This window comes from Enteractinococcus helveticum (genome assembly GCF_001657475.1).
GTDB classification, from domain to species: Bacteria; Actinomycetota; Actinomycetes; order Actinomycetales; family Micrococcaceae; genus Yaniella; species Yaniella helvetica.
The window spans coordinates 1-18308 of the sequence record NZ_LXEY01000113.1; the positions used below are offsets into that span (position 1 = coordinate 1).

Annotated in this window: 18 protein-coding genes; 14 read left to right on the forward strand and 4 right to left on the reverse strand. The window is 55.5% G+C overall.

Annotated features, from left to right (window positions below):
- Positions 1–105: 105 nt before the first annotated feature.
- A complete protein-coding gene (locus A6F49_RS15730) occupies positions 106–456 on the reverse strand; it encodes a CBS domain-containing protein (RefSeq protein WP_043055585.1) in 351 nt (116 codons plus the stop codon).
- Positions 457–695: 239 nt separating this feature from the next.
- Between A6F49_RS15730 and A6F49_RS15735 the strand changes: the two genes are divergently transcribed.
- Positions 696–1229 (forward strand): transglycosylase SLT domain-containing protein, encoded by a 534-nt coding sequence (locus A6F49_RS15735; RefSeq protein WP_235605041.1) that lies wholly within the window; start codon positions 696–698, stop codon positions 1227–1229.
- On the forward strand, positions 1226–2233 hold the full coding sequence (locus tag A6F49_RS15740) for a cation transporter (RefSeq protein WP_043055587.1): 1008 nt from the start codon (positions 1226–1228) through the stop codon (positions 2231–2233). The genes A6F49_RS15735 and A6F49_RS15740 overlap by 4 nt, the downstream gene beginning before the upstream one ends.
- Before the next feature lie 4 nt (positions 2234–2237).
- Here A6F49_RS15740 and A6F49_RS15745 read toward each other — a convergent pair whose 3' ends face one another.
- Positions 2238–2768: a hypothetical protein gene (locus tag A6F49_RS15745; protein WP_043055588.1), complete on the reverse strand. Its 531-nt coding sequence runs from the start codon at positions 2766–2768 to the stop codon at positions 2238–2240.
- A 102-nt stretch (positions 2769–2870) separates the two neighbouring features.
- On the opposite strand from A6F49_RS15745, the gene argG reads away from it, so the two are divergent.
- The 6 genes from argG to A6F49_RS15775 all read left to right on the forward strand — a co-directional run bounded on the left by argG (position 2871) and on the right by A6F49_RS15775 (position 11991).
- On the forward strand, positions 2871–4292 hold the full coding sequence (argG, locus tag A6F49_RS15750) for an argininosuccinate synthase (protein ID WP_043055589.1): 1422 nt from the start codon (positions 2871–2873) through the stop codon (positions 4290–4292).
- 313 nt (positions 4293–4605) lie between these two features.
- Entirely contained in the window at positions 4606–6579 is a 1974-nt protein-coding gene (locus A6F49_RS15755) for a BCCT family transporter (protein WP_052504641.1), read from the forward strand.
- Between the two features lie 183 nt (positions 6580–6762).
- Complete coding sequence (locus A6F49_RS15760; RefSeq protein WP_052499963.1) at positions 6763–9267, forward strand: sigma-70 family RNA polymerase sigma factor; 2505 nt, start codon at positions 6763–6765, stop codon at positions 9265–9267.
- A gap of 146 nt (positions 9268–9413) precedes the next feature.
- A complete protein-coding gene (locus tag A6F49_RS15765; protein ID WP_082911858.1) occupies positions 9414–10892 on the forward strand; it encodes a benzaldehyde dehydrogenase in 1479 nt (492 codons plus the stop codon).
- A gap of 215 nt (positions 10893–11107) precedes the next feature.
- Positions 11108–11329 carry a hypothetical protein gene (locus A6F49_RS15770; protein WP_235605042.1) on the forward strand — a complete coding sequence of 74 codons (222 nt, stop codon included), beginning with the start codon at positions 11108–11110 and terminating at the stop codon, positions 11327–11329.
- Positions 11326–11991 carry a hypothetical protein gene (locus A6F49_RS15775; protein WP_043055591.1) on the forward strand — a complete coding sequence of 222 codons (666 nt, stop codon included), beginning with the start codon at positions 11326–11328 and terminating at the stop codon, positions 11989–11991. The genes A6F49_RS15770 and A6F49_RS15775 overlap by 4 nt, the downstream gene beginning before the upstream one ends.
- Before the next feature lie 11 nt (positions 11992–12002).
- On the opposite strand, the gene A6F49_RS15780 is transcribed toward A6F49_RS15775, so the two are convergent.
- Positions 12003–12464, reverse strand: coding sequence for a DUF3817 domain-containing protein (locus A6F49_RS15780; protein ID WP_043055592.1), 462 nt, complete (start codon positions 12462–12464; stop codon positions 12003–12005).
- Between the two features lie 186 nt (positions 12465–12650).
- Here A6F49_RS15780 and A6F49_RS15785 point away from each other — a divergent pair, with 186 nt between their 5' ends.
- The 4 genes from A6F49_RS15785 (at position 12651) to A6F49_RS15795 (ending at position 14960) form a co-directional block, all read left to right on the forward strand.
- Positions 12651–13217: a nitroreductase family protein gene (locus A6F49_RS15785; protein WP_043055593.1), complete on the forward strand. Its 567-nt coding sequence runs from the start codon at positions 12651–12653 to the stop codon at positions 13215–13217.
- 144 nt (positions 13218–13361) lie between these two features.
- Positions 13362–13676, forward strand: coding sequence for a GlcG/HbpS family heme-binding protein (locus A6F49_RS15790; RefSeq protein WP_327019982.1), 315 nt, complete (start codon positions 13362–13364; stop codon positions 13674–13676).
- A complete protein-coding gene (locus A6F49_RS18770) occupies positions 13571–13789 on the forward strand; it encodes a GlcG/HbpS family heme-binding protein (RefSeq protein WP_327019983.1) in 219 nt (72 codons plus the stop codon). The genes A6F49_RS15790 and A6F49_RS18770 overlap by 106 nt, the downstream gene beginning before the upstream one ends.
- A 28-nt stretch (positions 13790–13817) precedes the next feature.
- Positions 13818–14960 (forward strand): glutathione-independent formaldehyde dehydrogenase, encoded by a 1143-nt coding sequence (locus A6F49_RS15795; RefSeq protein WP_043055594.1) that lies wholly within the window; start codon positions 13818–13820, stop codon positions 14958–14960.
- A 76-nt stretch (positions 14961–15036) separates the two neighbouring features.
- Here A6F49_RS15795 and A6F49_RS15800 read toward each other — a convergent pair whose 3' ends face one another.
- Positions 15037–16416, reverse strand: coding sequence for a DHA2 family efflux MFS transporter permease subunit (locus A6F49_RS15800; RefSeq protein ID WP_043055595.1), 1380 nt, complete (start codon positions 16414–16416; stop codon positions 15037–15039).
- Positions 16417–16867: 451 nt separating this feature from the next.
- Here A6F49_RS15800 and A6F49_RS15805 point away from each other — a divergent pair, with 451 nt between their 5' ends.
- Complete coding sequence (locus tag A6F49_RS15805) at positions 16868–17206, forward strand: PadR family transcriptional regulator (RefSeq protein WP_043055596.1); 339 nt, start codon at positions 16868–16870, stop codon at positions 17204–17206.
- Positions 17207–17217: 11 nt separating this feature from the next.
- Entirely contained in the window at positions 17218–18198 is a 981-nt protein-coding gene (locus tag A6F49_RS15810) for a permease prefix domain 1-containing protein (protein WP_043055597.1), read from the forward strand.
- Positions 18199–18308: the final 110 nt, after the last annotated feature.

The window sequence follows — 18308 nt, forward strand, 5'->3', positions numbered from 1 at the left end:
ATGAGCTGCCCAAAACCCTGCAGCTGCCAGCAGCCGCCTGGATCAACCAGCCCACCGAACCGTCACAAAAGGACACACAACTCGCTGCCTAAACACTCGCTGGTCTCACCCGACTTGAAAATTACCGAGGTCGTGGCCATCAATGACTGGCAGACGACGCACCTTATGTTCTTTCATCGTGGCGATGGCTTCGTCAATGGAGTCGTCTGCTCCAATAGTTACAGGTTTTTCGTTGCCGAATTCGCCGGCGGTCATCGCGTTAGGATCTTTTCCGGCCGCAATGCAGCCAATGACGATGTCGCGGTCGGTCAACATACCTTTCAATCGGTTATCTTCACCACAGAATGGCATTGAGCCAACTCCGAGATCCCGGAGCTTCTCTGCGGCCTGGGTAATAGTGTCATTGACCCCGACACATTCGGCATCAGGGGTCATGATTTCGCGAGCAGTTACCATCGTTCTCTCCTTTCAATTCAGGGGAACTCTGACACTTTCCACGCTTGCAGTCAGAGCTTGCAGAGTCAACAGACCTCAGGCAGTTATCAGGGGATACTAAGTCAGCGTCCATAGTGATATCCCAGCATGGAGAAGTCATCGAAAATATCTTGTATTTCAACCTCTAACTCTTTAAGGTCGAAGAAGATCACTTAAAGCATCAAGTTCGCTGACCACCTTGCGGAAGGACGGTGGACCACGTGAAAACTCCTGTTCCAATAGCTCGTGTACTAGGTCGAATGCTGGTCGTTTGTGGACTGGCTCTTGGCCTGGTCGGTTGTGGCGGCCACTATCCTGCTGATCCAGATGGCACTCTGAACCGAATTAGCGGTACAACACTGCGCGCCGGTGTTTCGCACCAGCCACCATGGACCGATACGGCAGCGGAACACAGCCCGGATGAGCCCGGGGGCATTGAGGCCCAACTCATTGAAGACTATGCCGAATCGATTGATGCCGAAGTTGAATGGCATGCTGGCGGTGAGGAACAACTGATCAAGTTGCTATCGGAACGTGAGCTCGATGTCGTCATCGGTGGGCTCACCGATCAATCACCGTGGTCCTCCGATGCTGGCTTGACCACCTCGTATGCGGAGTCCCTTGGCGTGGATGGCAAAACAGCTAAACATGTCATGGCAGTCCAAATGGGTGAAAACGCCTTTATGACGAGTTTGGAACGATTCCTCTTAGATCAAGATATTGATCAACAAGTGCCAGAGGAGATGCGTCCATGAGTGCGAAGCCGACCAAAAAAGTACGGTATTTCGGGCACCATGACCTGCCCCAAGAGCAACAGGACGCACTGCGCAGAGCCGTCCGGCTCGAACGGATCACCGTGGTATATAAGCTCATTGCGACCGCGGTTATTGTGCTTTTGGCTGGCAGTTCTCAAGCAATGAAAGCTGCCTGGATCGAAGATGCACTGTCACTATTGCCACCATTAGCGTTTCTGGTGGCTATCCGATTCATTAGTCGGGCACCAACCCCGCGCCATCCATATGGATATCACCGGGCCATCGGAGTCGGCCACCTGGTGGCGGCTACCTCGTTGCTGACGTTGGGCGGTTACCTTTTTGTCGACTCTGCGATGGGTCTGGTCCAAGGCGATCGGCCACCCATCGGCATGATAGAAATTTTCGGCGTCCAGCTGTGGGTCGGATGGCTGATGTCTGGTGCCTCGATTCTGGTCGCGATTCCGAGCGTCTTTTTAGGTCGGATGAAATCCAAGCTGGCACCACTACTGCATAATAAGGTGCTCCACACCGACGCGGATATGAACAAGGCCGACTGGATGACAGGGTTTGCAACTGGTGTCGGAATTCTTGGAGTGGGTGCAGGACTATGGTGGTTTGACGCGGCGGCAGCCATTTTTATTTCTGTCGACATTATTCGCGACGGTATCAACAATCTCCGTAGTTGCTTGGCCGGCCTCATTGATGCACGAGCCACCACGACGGATTCCAAGCAACCGCACCCGTTGATCGCTGACACCAGGGACGCCATCCTGAAGCTGGACTGGGTCAAAGAAGCTGATGTGCGACTCCGCGATCAGGGCCAGGTTTTCCATACCGAAGTGTTTGTCGTTCCCCACGAAGGTCAACTGCCGTCACTGGAAGAAGTCGAAGACACCCGTGAAAAACTCAGTGACATGGATTGGAAACTTCATGACCTGGTGCTCATCCTGGTTGCCGAGCTACCTGAGGAATTCCTTCCGCAAATCGACCAACAAGAAGGATGAGCCGTTAGCCAGCGGATTCGGAGATGGATGAGACGATCGCATCCATCGTGTCGACAAACGCATTGGCGTCGTCAACAGTGAAGAAAAAACCGATGGGCCGGTAATTATCTGGGTCCCGGGTATCAACCAGTGCCACTGATTTTTCATCAGAAGCGGGCAGCAGCCACACCATGGCCCGAGGATTGTCGGTATCCGGGGCCGGTTTGCCCTGAACCGTTTTCAGATCGAAACCCACCCAACGGATGCCCTGTTTGAATTTCCCTTTGCGAAACATCACAAACGGGCCACCCATACGACCGGTAGCGGGGGAGTCTAATGTTTTGTTGATCAGTCCCACGGTTGTTTCGGCGTCAGGTCGGTCGCGAAACGCGGCCGATCCCACGGTGCCATCGGGAGCAACAGCCACCAGGTTGAAGCGCTCACCGGTGTTGTCGGAGCCGATGACCATGCCGACGTTCGGATTATCAGGCACACCCCACTGGTCAATCGGGAAGCTAATGAGGCGATTGGGTTCATTCACGTCAGAATTCGACATGCACCCAGCTTAAGCCACAACTCCTGAAGGTTAGCTGACAGTGCCAGGTCGTTCAGTGCAACGATTCGGTGAAGCAGACCTTAAACCACTATTCTTGAGACCATGTCTAAGGTTTTGTCTTCTCTCCCCGTCGGCGAACGCGTTGGTATCGCCTTCTCAGGTGGTCTCGATACGTCTGTAGCCGTCGCGTGGATGCGCGAACACGGTTCTATCCCATGCACCTATACCGCTGATATTGGCCAGTACGATGAGCCGGATATCGAAGGCGTGGTTGATCGCGCCAAAGATTACGGTGCAGAAATCGCCCGCTTTGTCGACGCGAAGAAGCCACTGGTTGAAGAAGGCTTCGTAGCCCTGCAGACCGGTGCGTTTAACGTACGCTCGGCTGGCAAAACCTACTTCAACACGACCCCGCTGGGGCGCGCCGTGACCGGTACACTCCTGGTGCGTGCCATGAAAGAAGACAACGTCAACATTTGGGGCGACGGCTCCACCTACAAGGGCAACGACATCGAACGGTTCTACCGTTACGGTCTGATGGCCAACCCCAACTTGTTAATCTACAAGCCATGGCTGGATTCCAAGTTCGTAGAAGAACTCGGCGGCCGTGAAGAAATGTCCGAGTGGCTCGTCGAACGCGGCTACCCATACCGCGACTCGACCGAAAAGGCCTACTCGACCGACGCCAACATCTGGGGCGCGACCCACGAAGCCAAATCCTTAGAATTCCTCAACGTCGGGCTCGACATTGTCGAACCGATCATGGGCGTTGCCGCCTGGCGTGACGACGTCGAAGTCAAAACCGAAGAAGTCTCGATCCGTTTCCACGAGGGTCGTCCGGTGGCCATCAACGGCACCGAATACACTGACCCTGTCGCACTGGTGCTGGAAGCCAACACCATCGGTGGCCGCCACGGTATGGGTGTGTCCGACCAGATCGAAAACCGCATCATCGAAGCAAAATCCCGCGGCATCTACGAAGCACCAGGTATGGCCCTGCTGCACATCGCCTACGAGCGCCTGCTCAACGCGATCCACAACGAAGACACCATCGAAAACTACTACACCAACGGCTACCGCCTGGGCCGCCTAATGTACGAAGGCCGCTGGTTCGATCCACAGTCACTGATGCTGCGCGAATCCATTCAGCGCTGGGTCGGTTCCGCCATCACCGGTGAAGTCACTCTGCGCCTGCGTCGCGGTGACGACTACACCATCCTGGACACCACCGGACCAAACCTGTCCTACACCCCAGAGAAACTATCCATGGAGCGCGTCGAAAACGCCGCCTTCGGTCCGGACGATCGCATCGGCCAGCTGACCATGCGCAACCTGGACATCGCCGACTCGCGCGCTCGTCTGGAACAGTACGCATCCCGCGGCACCCTGGGTGGCCCAACCGCCGAACTCATGGGTGAACTCGAAGTGGGTGGCGCAGAACAGATCGCAGTCTCCGACGTTGACCTTGACGCAGATCAGGAAGCCGCCGGCCTCAACGCCGCATTCGATGCTGGCACCGACTAAGCGAATAGACGCCTGAGCTCATAGCTTGCCAATAGGCGCTGCACACCTACGGGGTGTGCGGCGCCTCTTGCATATGTGCCGAAGTCGACACTGTTCTAATTGGGAGTTCGTTGACGGCGGTAGTACACTGGAACGTTTGAGGCACGCTCCAGAGCCACCACGCTCCAGAGATCATCCACAGCGCTGTGTCGTCAGCTGTTGCATTATTACCTGCACGAAAGTCTAATACTCGTGGCCTCGGACAACGACACCTGTGCAAGCTTTCCAACGCGGCGACACTACCGCGCACCGTGATCTCAAAGGAGACACAGTTTTGAACCTCGACCCCTCGGATCCTTCGACCGAGCGTAAAACCACAAAAACCCCGCTTGTGGGCAAGCTCCGTTCCAAACGAAAAACCCTAGCCCTCGGGCTGTACCCCGGCGATATCCACCCCGGCCTACTGTCGGGCGTTGGCATTGACGATCAAGATCGCAACTTCAGCATTGATAAGGTTATCTTCGCTGTCACCGCATCGCTGATTGTGGCCTTCGTGCTGTGGGGTATTTTGAGCCCCGAATCGGTGGGCACCGTTGCTGGCATCGCGTTTAGCTGGTCCATGGAAAACATGGGATGGCTGCTGAACCTGGCCATGGGCGTTGGGCTGTTCGTCATGCTGTACGTGGCGTTCGGCCGCTACGGCAAGATCAAACTGGGCAAAGACGACGAGAAGCCCGAATTCTCACGGTTCTCATGGGTTGCCATGATGTTCGGGGCCGGACTCGGCGTCGGGTTGTTCTTCTATGGTCCCTCAGAACCGCTGTCGCACTTTCTTTCTCCGCCACCGCACACTCCCGCAGCCCAGCAAGAGACGATGAACGCTCTGCAACAAGCCGCAGGAGAAACTCCGCAGGTCAACCGAGAAGCCATCCACCAGGGTGTCTCCCAGGCCAGTTACCACTGGGGTCTGCACATCTGGAGTATGTACGCACTCGTTGGCGGGGCGCTGGCTTATGCAACGTTCCGCCGCGGTCGGCCAACACTGATCTCCTCCATTTTCCAAACGCTCTTCGGCAAATCCAAGACTGACGGTTTCGCCGGAAAGCTCGTCGACATCTTTGCCATCATTGCCACGCTCTTCGGTACGGCAACCACACTGGGACTGTCTGCTATTCAAATCGGTCAGGGCGTCACCATCGTCAGCGGCATCGGCCCAATCGGGAACAACACGCTGATCATCATTATCGGCATCCTGGGCGCCGGTTTTATTATCAGTGCCGTGTCAGGTGTTTCTCGAGGTATCCGCTACCTATCGAACATCAACATCACCTTCACACTGGGTCTGGTGTTATTCGTGTTCTTCGCCGGCCCGACCCTGTACCTGTTGAACTTGGTACCATCCGGCATCCTGCACTACATCGACAATTACCTGCCGATGATGGCCAAATCATTATCCTGGGGTCCCGAAACAGTCGAATTCCAAACCTGGTGGACCGCATTCTATTGGGCATGGTGGATTGCCTGGACGCCGTTTGTTGGTACCTTCATCGCCCGTATTTCGCGTGGTCGTACCCTGCGTGAATTTGCGCTGGTTACCATGGGCGTCCCGACCCTGATTTTGATCCTAGCCTTCACCGTATTTGGTGGTGCCTCGATCATCAACTCCATCAACGGGGTCGAAGGATTCAACGGCGATGCCTCACCAGAGGCAGTGCTGTTCAACCTCTTTGATACCTTGCCCTTCAACGCGATTACGCCGTTTATTCTCATGGCAGTGCTCGCGATCTTCTTCATCACCGCAGCGGACTCGGCATCCGTGGTCATGGGTATGATGACGTCGCGAGGCAACCCGGCACCCAAGAAAACCCTGGTCGTATTCTGGGGCCTGTGCATGATCGGTATTGCCATCGTCATGCTGCTGTCCGGTGGTGAAGACGCGTTATCTGGCCTGCAGAGCCTGACCTATCTCATTGCACTGCCGTTCAGTATCGTGCTGATTTTGATGGTCTGGGCGTTCTTGAAAGACCTGTCCACGGACCCCGCTCGGATTCGTTACGATTACGCGAAGAAGGCAGTCAGTGACGCCGTTATTCGCGGCATCGAGGATCACGGCGAAGAATTCGAACTCGCCGTCAAACATTCGCCGGACGGTCGTGGTGCGGGCAGTGCCGTAGACGCCTCGGATCCGAAATACACCGACTGGTATAAAGAAGAAGCCGAAACCAGTTCAGTGAAACTGGTTACCGGTGAAGAATCCGGACCAGTCTATGACAACGGCGACAAACCGATAGACCAGCCCGAGAAATAATTCGGTCTACACGTTGACTCGAAAGTCGATAAACCCTTGAGAAGGGTTTGTCGACTTTCGTGCTTAACGCACCTGAAATGTGACCCAGATCTTAACAGACGGTGCATTAGTAGCTCACAAGGCGTTTTGTCCGATAATTGAATCAAAGATTGAGGGAAATACAGCAGAATACGGCGGTGCTACGTGCAAAAGAACGCGGTCTCCAGCATTGACTATCGCACCGTCGTGAGCAATTTCGAGTTTGCCGAACTATATGAATGGCAGCGACGAGCGCTTCAAGCATGGAGCACTCACAATTTTCGTGGCGTGATTGAAGCGGTAACTGGTGCGGGCAAGACGCGTGTGGGTGTTGCAGCCATCGCTCAGGCTTTGCGCGTTGGCATGAAAGTTACCGTTCTCGTACCCACGTCTGAGCTACAAGACCAATGGACGGAGACTCTCCGAAGAGATCTACAGACAGCTTCGATAGGTCGTCTCGGGGGTAATCACACGGCCGATTTTCGTGACGTCGATGTGATTGTGGCAATCATTAATAGTGCGAGTGCACGATCAGTTATCGACTACTTCAGATCAGGGCTAGTTGTTGCGGATGAATGCCACCGCTATGCGGCACCATTTTTCGCTAGCGCTCTAGAAGAGAACTACACCTGGCGTCTCGGGCTTACCGCAACCTACACCAGAAATGATGGCCAGAATGAGATCCTGGACGAGTACTTCGGTCCTATCGTTTATCGGATCTGGTACAAAGAAGCGCAGCGTTATGACGTTATTTCCAAGTTCGATATCGCGCTGGTCGGAATCTACTTGTTGCCCAACGAACAGAGCGCCTACGATGACTTATCTGAAAAAATTCGCGTCGATACTCTGAGTTTGCGAAACTATATCGAGCTGCACAGTTTGAACGAGCATGACTTTATGGAAGCGATCGGTCTGCTTGCGCAACGGGATGATGCTTCGGCTGAAGGAGCGATTGCACGGCGGTACCTTAAAAATGTTGCTGATCGGCAGCAGCTTCTCGCGAACACTGTTGTGAAGAATCATGCTCTAGCAGCTTTAGCACCAGCTGTTGATGCATCGGAAAGAACTCTGGTATTCGGGTCGAGTAAGAATCAGGCCCATGCTGCAGCTCAAACGCTAGAAGCTGTAGGTGTACCCGCTGGATCTCTTATGTCCGGAATGTCGAAAGTCGATCGACTTGGCACCATGAATGCGTTTCGTCGAGGAGATCTCCAAGCCCTGTGTGCCCCTCGAGTGCTAGATGAAGGTGTCGATGTCCCAGCTGCTGACCTTGCAATTCAAACATCAGGCAGTCGCGTTCAACGGCAATTCATTCAGCGGTTGGGGCGCGTCATTCGGAAAAGGCCGAGCGGAGACCGAGGGCGGTTCGTGTACCTGTATGCCTTCGGAACTATTGAAGATCCAGCACGACAAGAACGATTTCTTCCGGATGTCCTGCCCTATGCTCGCAACTACATGTACTTCGACCTTGAGAAACATCTCGAGGAGCTCATCGAGTTTCTAGCCCCGCAGCCCAACGAATCGCCGCGTGCTGAGATCATCGTCGATAGAACTGCCGAAGTTCCAGAAAGTTCGATCGACGTTGAGCTGTCCTCCGAAGGGCCTCAGCAAGGGCCACGATGGAATGACATTTTTGACGACGATGAGGATAGGCCTAAGGAACGCCTGAGAGGTATCCGTATTACCGACGATGCATTGGGCGACTATTTAGCAAAGATCGGACGGTATGAACTCCTTGCAGACAAAGAAATGGTTGAGCTGGCTCAACAAGTAGAAGCCGGTTTGTATGCTGAACATATTTTAAAGACGAACTTCACGAAGACACGCAGAGAACGGCGTGACTATTGGAGCATCGTCGAGCGAGGGGAGCATGCGTTTCAAAAGATGGTGAACGCTAACCTCAAACTTGTCGTCTCTGTCGCAAAGAAGTACAGCTGGCTCAAGGAAGCCTCCTTTGGATTCCTTGACCTTATTCAAGAAGGAAATATCGGATTACTGCGAGGTATCCAACTTTGGGACTACAAAAAAGGGTTCCAATTTTCTACCTACGCATATAACTGGATCTGGCAGGCCATGAGCCGAAGTATGGCCGATTCATCTAGAACAATCAGGCTTCCGGTACACGTCGTAGAACAAATCAACAAGATCAATAAAACTCGACAGGAATTGATAAGTGCTGGAGAACCAGCGTCAGATGAGCAAGTAGCTGTGAAGCTGAAAGTCGAACCAGCCAAGGTTCGAAGTGTCCTTGAAGCGGAACCCACAATTGTTTCTCTGTCACGTGATTGCTGGGTTGACGGTATTCCATACGGTCTGAGTGAACTGATTGTGGACCCCACGACTCTCGAAGGTGGAGACTACGCCGTCGAAAGGATCTATCGTCAGGAGCTCCGTGAGGCGTTAGACATTGTGGTTTCATACTGGACAGATCGAGACCAGGACATTCTGTACAAGCGAGCGGGAATCACGACGCTGGATGCCAAAGCCGCGACCCTAGATGCGATCGGCCGGGATCACGGAGTGACGAGGGAGCGGATCCGACAAATTGAAACACAACTTCGAGAATCTTTGGCGGATAACGGCTGGTTAAAATCAATCTGGAATCACGATCAGACTCTGCCGCCGGATCCAGCAGAAGAACTGGACCTTTCCGACGGTAAACTCAAATAACTGCCGTTGACGGGCCATTTGATTCGCTGCGAGAGACATCATCTTTACCTTCATTCCGTGATACAGCACACTGGTAGGGGATGCCCTGGAATGCTCAGGGTTTCTGTCCCTACCACTCATTGCTTTCTACAAGGGAGATAACCTAGATGACACAGACGCAAGAGCAAACGACTCTGCTTGACGATCCACGCTGGCACAACAATATTCTGTCCGGTGCTTGGAAATCCGGCACGGGCAAAGACATCGCCATCATTGAACCAGCAACCGGTGAAACTCTCGGGACAATTGGTTCGGCAAGTCCTGACGACGTCCAAACAGCAGCTAAGAGCGCGGCGGCTGCACAGAAAGAATGGGCCAAGATGGTCCCGACACAGCGCGCTGCGATTCTGCGCAAAGCCGGTCTCTTGTTTGAACAGCACGCCGAAGAGCTGCAGTCCTGGATTATGAAAGAAACCGGGGCCATCCCGCCCAAAGCCGATCTCGAACTTCACGTGGCAGCACAGGAATGCTACGAGGCAGCAGCGCTGTGCACCGCGCCGCAGGGTGATGTGCTGACTTCGGATGAGCCACGATGGTCGTTCGCCCGTCGTCGTCCGGCAGGTGTTGTTGCCGTGATTTCGCCGTTCAACTTTCCGCTAATCCTCTCGATCCGTTCGGTTGTTCCAGCGCTGGCATTAGGCAACTCTGTGCTGTTGAAGCCGGATCCGCGCACGCCGGTCACCGGTGGTCTGATGATCGCACGCGTCTTGGAAGAAGCTGGCCTGCCCGAGGGCGTCCTGCACTTACTACCGGGCGGTGGCGATACCGGTGCAGCCATGACCGAAGCACCTGAAGTTCGTGTGGTGTCGTTTACTGGCTCAACGGCAGCCGGCCGCAAGGTCGGTGAGGCTGCTAGCCGCAACCTGAAACGTGCACACCTGGAACTTGGTGGCAACAACGCTCTGGTTGTGCTGCCGGGGGCTGATCTGGATGCTGCGGTTTCCGCTGGTGCATTCGGTGCATTTATGCACCAGGGCCAGATCTGCATGACCGCCGGACGCCACCTGGTCCACGAGTCACTGGTCGATGAGTACGTTGCCAAACTGGCAGAAAAGGCCAAGAACCTGCCGATCGGCGATCCCGCGACCGAGGCCGTGGCACTGGGCCCAGTCATTGATGCAGGCCAGCGCGACAATATCCACTCGATCGTTGAAAAGGCCCAGACCCAGGGCGCCAAGGTTGAAGCCGGTGGCCAGTACGAGGACCTGTTCTACTCACCAACCGTGCTATCCAATGTCTCTGTCGACAACACCGCCTGGGCAGATGAGATCTTCGGCCCGGTTGCTCCGGTCATGTCGTTTGCCACCATTGAAGACGCCGCAGCGATCGTCAATAACTCCGAATACGGACTATCGGTCGGGATTCTCGGCGACGTCGGCACCGCCATGGATTTGGCCGATCAGATTGATTCCGGCAAGATTCACATCAACGAACAAACCGTCGGCGACGAAGCCAACGCCCCATTTGGTGGTGTCGGTGCCTCCGGTACCGGATCGCGCTTCGGTGGGGCTCAAGCCAATATCGAAGCCTTTACTGAAACGCAGTGGCTGACCGTGCGCTCTTCGATCGCACAGTACCCGTTCTAACTTCACGCTGCACGGGTCCCGGCCATAGATATTGCCGGGACCCAGTTTGCCCAAGTACTTGGGCTCAGACCTATGGGTACCCTACCTATGTTGGGAAACATGAGGCCCCACGCAGTTTTCCACAGGTGGATGCTGCCGTCTGATAGGAAAGACGGCGATGTTGTACATTTGCTGGAACATGAAGTAACACTTGGGGCACAATAAGGGGTATGTACATGTCAGCTGATGTGATTGCAACGATCATCACAGCCGCAGCATTGCTAGTAACACTCAGAGGTGGATATCTTGCCGGCCTCGCGTGGTTGAGTCGACGTATGGACGCGCGGTTCGACAAGGTAGATGAGCGGATTCACGGGCTTGAGGTAGAGCTCAATGAAGTGAAGATCGTGGTGGCGCGTCTGGAGGGGCCAACTCCACGATTGATCTATCCTCGATGAATTCGACAGGCACCGGCTCCGACTGGGGCTTTGGTCGCAAGAAGAAAAGGATACGCCCAGGAGACGGCCACCCGCTCAAACCGTTCCGCGTTTGGCACGGGCTGACAAGGTCGTTGTTTTATGCGCCGCTAGAAACCTCCGAGGGCCGTGCGAAACTCTATGCCGTCAACGTCAACTACTTTGACTGGGACGACAAAGCTGACCTCTATCTCGATGGTGTGCATACCGCCCAAGCCGATCTGCCGGCCGAATTCCCTGTTGAGGGTGGCACAATCGAAGTTGCTGCGAGTACCTACGGGCTGAAACGAATGCACTTCGTGGACCGCACCGGTCAAGCTCGAGTGCTAAAACCTGACCCCGCCAGTGCCGAGGGCCTGCGCGCCAGCCTAGCTCAGCGAGCGCCTAGGATCAGTCGGCTGATGAGTATACTCGCCGTCGTCATTCTGCTGACACTTTTGCCATTCGGGTTGCTGCACATTGCTGAGATCATCACGCAGATAGGATTTGCCCAACAATATATCGACCCGTTTACCTCACCAATTCGATTACCAGACTGGGCGACTACACCGGCGTTGGTGCTCAGTATTTTGGCTGCCTTGGAGCGTGCCTTGACGTTGAGAAGTCACTGGCTGATTGATATGGAGACCGGCTGGTTTGACTAGCGGTTCGCCGCTTAGCGTTCCACGGGTGGGCCCATCAGCAATAAGGCAACATAGACCACCACGACGGCAACTAATCCGATGAGCACGCTGCGACCTGGGTGGTTGATGACCCAGCGCAGCAGGCGGTCATGCCAGGTGTGGTCGCGAGGGTCTTCGGTTGCTGTGCGGCGCCAGTTACCCTCGAGTCGACCGGTGCGGTCTAACCAAATATCCACCGGTACCGTCGCGTAGGGTACGCCCGCGCTGATGATAGCAATGGCCGTTGGTCCAGCCGACCACCGCTGGTTTTTCGAGGCTAGGATCGCCGTCAATGCATAGGATAAGAACACAAACCCGTGGATCCCGCCGCCGATGGTTACCGCCACATCCCAGCCCTGGGTGGCACGCAAAATGAGACCGGCAATGAGCAGTGTCCACGAGATCACCTCCGCGATGGCAAAGAAGCGGAAGAACTTACGCGGCGTTGCGAACATTATGATCCTCGAATGAAACGGGGCAGTTTGGGTACGGCGTTTAGTGCCTCGAACACCCTAGCGGATTGACCTGAAAAAAATCCTGAGAACCACGGGCTTCAGCTACCTGCGTCCAGTAATATAGGCAACACTTCCGTACTGCAGTCGCTGCGTAGTGCACGACACGTCGCGAGATAAGGGATGCCAATGACGACGACCGACTCAGCATCTTCCCGCCCCGTCTATGACGCCATGGCCCGCCGCGCATCACGTTCCAAAGTCACCGACGAAGCACCTAGTCACGAGGAGCTTGGCGAATTGGTCAGCGTGATGTCGAGTGTGCCTGATCATTCGCGATTGCGGCCATGGCGGATCATTGAGCTGCGCGGCAAAGACCGTGAGACCCTGGGCAAAGCCTTGGCCAAGGCCAATAAGACGCCCAAGGAAAAGGGCATCTCGAAGGCCACCCGAGCGCCCCTGGTGCTGGCCGTCGTCGTCAGTCCGAAACAGAGCAAGAAGGTGCCGTACTGGGAACAGGAAACTGTGGCCGCAGGGGTCGCGCATTTCCTGAGCCTATTGTTGGCCGAAGCCGGCTGGGGCACCATGTGGCGCACCGGGCATGCCACACGCTCCAAAGCGGTTCGCAAAGCCATGAAACTAGACAAGGACGAACAGCTGCTCGGCTGGATCTACGTGGGTGGTGTGCCCGAGCATAAGCGCAAGCATAAACCACGCAAGCCCCTGGATCTGGATCAGCATTTAACCTCGCTGTAACGCACACCCCGTTTCGGAAACTGCTCATCCCGGCCACAATGGGATGAGAGGCGTTGGCGAGCTACAGCGTAGTCCAATAGAGCGCGCAACCTCGCAAACGTCTGGTCATTCGCATCCGAACCCTATGGAATAAGGAGTCGCACCATGACCAGTAATCCCTCGACCATTACCCTGCAGCAGGCCCAAACCGTTGTGGACGCATGTTTGCGCCGTGCAGCAGAGCTCGATCTGAAAATGAATGTGGCAGTCGTCGATGCCGGAGCCAATTTGAAAGCTTTTGGCCGCATGGACGACGCGTGGCTGGGCAGCATTGATATCTCGATTAAAAAGGCCCGCACCGCACGGTATTTTGATTGCCAACCGGCGATCTGTCGCCCATGGTGCAGCCGGGCGAATCGCTGTATCACCTGGAATTTTCCAACGGCGGACTCATCACGTTTCCCGGTGGCATCCCGTTGAAACTCGACGACGGCACCGTTATTGGTGCGGTTGGGGTCAGCGGTTCGACCGTCGACAACGATCAAACGGTTGCCGAGGCCGGTGTGGCAGCCTTCGAATCCACACCGAAATAGCAACACCCCGTCAGGAGTGGAATAATTCATGAAAGCTGTTGTCTACAAAGGACCTTTTGAAGTCGCCGTGGAAGACGTCGACGACCCTGTCATCCAATACCCCACCGATGTGATCGTCAAAATCACTTCGACTGCGATCTGTGGCTCCGATCTGCACATGTATGAAGGCCGCACGGATGCCAAACCCGGCATTACCTTTGGCCACGAAAACATGGGCATTGTTGAAGAAGTCGGCTCCGGCGTCACCACCGTCAAAGTTGGTGACCGGGTGGTTATGCCATTCAATGTTGCCTGTGGTTTTTGCGATAACTGCCGAGCCGGTAACTCCGCCTTCTGTTTGACTGTGAACGAACCTGGCAAGGCCGGTGGTGCCTACGGCTATGTTGGTATGGGCCCGTATGGTGGCGGCCAAGCCGAATACCTTCGCGTGCCATTTGCCGATTACAACTGCGTGCAACTACCCCAAGGTGAAGAACACGAAAAAGACTTCGCCCTGCTGGCCGACATCTTCCCAACCGGTTACCACTCTACGGAATTGGCCGGTGTAAAACCCGGTGAAACCGTTGCGGTCTATGGTGCCGGCCCCGTTGGGCTGATGGCAGCCTACTCTGCCCAGATTAAGGGTGCCAGTCGGGTGTTTGTGGTCGATCACGTCCCAAATCGGCTGGAATTGGTCAAGGAACTGGGGGCCGAGCCCATTAACTTCGACGACGGCGACCCTGCCCAACAGATCCGTGATGCGATCCAAGACTACGGCGTGGATCGCGGTATTGACGCCGTGGGCTACCAGGCCACCGAACCCGATGGAAATGAACAACCAGCCATTGTGCTCAATCAACTGGTTGATACCGTGCGATCCACCGGGGGATTGGGCGTCGTCGGGCTCTATGTGCCGTCCGATCCCGGAGCACCGGATGAGCACTCGGCCAAAGGTGAGCTGTTGTTTAGGATTGGCCGGTTCTTTGAAAAGGGCCAAACAATGGGCACCGGGCAGGCCAATGTGAAAAAATACGCCCACCGGCTGCGCGATTTGATCATCGCCGGCCGCGCCAAACCCGGCTTCGTCGTCTCCAAGGAACTGCCGCTGGCAGATGCCCCGGACGCCTACGAGCGCTTCGATAAGCGCGAAGAGGGCTACTCCAAAGTGTTACTGCAACCAGCACGCGGCTAGTACCTGAACCTTCGCCTGCTGCTGTCGCGCTCGCCGTCATTCGGGGGCGCGACAGCGCTCTGTATTGGGGTAGCTTTTAAGAATTGGCCGATGTTGGATGCTGCTTTTCGGCTCGGAAGCGTGAAACCGCCAGAAAACCCAAGCCCAGCACCACCACGTGCAACACGAGCGACAAACCCATGGCTTGGGCGAACCCGGTGTGCTGGAGGCTGACCTGCATGACCGCGCCCAGTGCGGCGGCCCCGATGACTGCACCGACCTGGCGGGACGTGTTGTAGACGCCGGAGCCGGCACCCACGAGGTTTTCGGGCAGGCCGCGCATTGAGATGGCCGAGTTCGCTGACCAACACATGGCATTGGCTGCTCCTTGGAACACCAGAGGGATGAGCAGCCAACCGATGGGCACTTCTGCCGACATCAGGATGGCAAAGAGTGCCATCGACGTCATCATAGAACCAAATCCGATCTTGGAGATGCGCCCCGGTGGCAGGCGGTCGGTGAGGCGGCCGAGGATGGGGGCCATCACCACGGATACGATAGCTTGGGGCAGGATAAGCAAACCTGCCAGTTGTGCGCTGAGTCCGGCAGAAAGCTGCAGGTACAACATGATGGGCAGGTTCATCGAGTAGACCGCGAATCCCAGGGTAGATACTGAAAGTGAACCCCAGCGGAAGTTGCGGATCCGGAACAATTCCAGCGGCACCAGGGCGTCCTGATCGCGGCGTTGGGCTCGGTGTTGGAGCCAGATGAACACCATAAGCGCGATGAGTCCGAGTGCTAGGACAGCAAAGAGCCAGATTGGCCAGCCCAGTTCTGGGCCCTGTTGCAGAGTGAGCACAATGGCAAGGACCGCGATCAAGGACAGGATGGCGCTGAGCGGATCGATGCGAGAGACTCCAGTGGGCAATTTGGGAACCCAGAGTGCAACCAACACGATCGCGAGAATGCCAAACGGGATGTAGAGGAAGAAGACCCAACGCCAGCCTAGCCCTCCGGCCAGGAAGCCACCGACCACCGGACCGAAGAGTCCAGATGAACTGGCAACAGCTGACCACACACCCATGGCAGCGCCGCGTTTGTGGAATGGGAAGATCCGGTTGATGACGCTCAGGGGCTGTGGGTTCAACAGTGAGGCCCCGAAGCCCTGGATCGCCCGGGCAAAAATGAGGAACTCAATGGTGGGCGCGAACGCGCACGCCGTCGCGGCCAGTACGAAGACCGCCATCCCGACCAGGTACATATTGCGTTGACCGAACCGGTCGCCGAGTCGACCAGTCACAAGCAGTGGCACCGCGAACGTCAGCAGATACACCGCCGAGACCCACACCGCCTGGTTGACTGATGCACCCAGGTCTTCAGTAATTTGGGGCAGCGCGATGGCGACCAGCGACTGGTCCATCAGCGTAATGAATAGACCTACACACAGGGCACCAAGAGCTTTCCACACGAGGGTCATGCTATTCGCGCTGGACACCGGTGGCCAATGGGACCTGTGTGTTTTCATATCCCGGCATAATCGTAAGGGCGTTATACCTTGACCCGAACCCCAGATGTCGCACCAGGTTTTGTCCTCGGATTTCCTGTGACTGCCACACGACATCGCGGATGGGTCAGCGCTACCCTGCGCATCAGGGGCGTATCCTGCACCAGTGATCGAGTCGTGCAGATAGTTGCCATGAAGACCAGTCAGGACATCGGAGCTGATAGGACCGGCAGGCTCAGCGGGCTTTTCAGAATCGCGGGGAGCGGCACACTATCCTTCACAACATTTTTTGTACATTGCTGCGATCAAACAGCCCTGTGACCTGGGCAGGAGCGTGAAGCATTGCGTTATCGAGCATGGCGTACTGACAGAAACCTTATTGTGCCCTTGATGATAGTGTGTTTGACACAGTATAGTGTTCTACATGGTTGAGGCATTCGAAACCCATCTTCAAGAATTGCGGCGCGGCACTATCGTGCTGGCCTGTCTGCAGTTGCTGCAATCTCCAGGCTATGGCTACGGCCTGCTGCAAGAGCTCGAGGCAGCGGGTTTCGAAACCGAAGCTAATACGTTGTATCCACTGTTGAGGCGCCTCGAAAAACAAGGGCACCTCACGAGTTACTGGAACACAGAAGAATCACGACCCCGAAAGTTCTATCAAACCTCGGAGGCTGGGCTCAGGCTGGCAGGGGTCCTGTACCAAGAGTGGCAGAGATTGACCGAATCGATTGCCGCACTGCCCGATCAACCGCCTGGCTCGTGAGGAGCAATCCCATGAAAACTTCACTTTCTGAACGCTATATCACCGCTATCATCAACGAACTACCCGCTGAAATGCACGACGACGTGCGTGCGGAACTCGAAGCGTCTATTGCCGATGCCATCACGGCCCGCATCGAGCACGGCGAGACTCGCGAAACGGCTGAGCGTGCAGTGTTGACCGAACTGGGCGATCCCAGCATCCTGGCGGCCAGCTATGCAGATCGTCCATTACATCTGATTGGTCCCCGTTACTATCTCACGTGGTGGCGCTTACTGAAACGCCTCCTGGTGATCATCCCACCGATCGTCTTCGTTGTCGTCGCATTCGCTCAGGTGCTGGCTGGCGGCACTATTGGCGATATTTTGGCCGAAGCCATCGTGGCAACTATCTCGACCATTCTTCATGTGTGCTTTTGGGTCACACTGACGTTTGTCATTATCGAGCGTTCTGGAGGAGACATTGGGATTTCATGGAGCGTAGAGAATCTCCCGGAGCCACAAGAAGTTGGCCGTGGAAAAGGTGACCTCATCGCATCGTTGGTCTTCATTGGTTTGATGCTTGCTGCTCTTATCTGGGATCAAACTCGGGCGTTCATTCGCATCGACGGCGAGTCTATTGCCGTTTTGAATCCCGAGTTATGGCCCTGGGCGATGACCGGTTTGATCGGTCTGTTGGTTCTGGAAGCTATTTTTGCGCTCGTCCTGTACGCCCGAGGTGGCTGGAATTTCATGATGGCCGCAGTCAATACCGTGCTGAGCATGGCATTTTTCAGCTGGTTCATCACCCTGTTAGTCCGGGGTGATCTGTTCAGTGCGAAGTTCATCAACCTTTGGTCAGAAAACGGTGTCCAAGGTGACAGCTTGTACACCCTGGCGGTAATATTCGGCTTTGGTGTAGCCGTTATCTCCATCTGGGACATCACCGACGGCTGGGTCAAGGCTAATCGTGCCAACCAGACAGCAGAATCCAAACGCGGTGCGCTCGCGACCTAACATTGAACTCGCAGTTAAATGAGCCGCTCGATTGCCGATATAACATCGGCAATCGAGCAGCTTTTTCTGTGCCAGTAGCTACATTTCTGGATGGGATAAAAAGCTTTTGA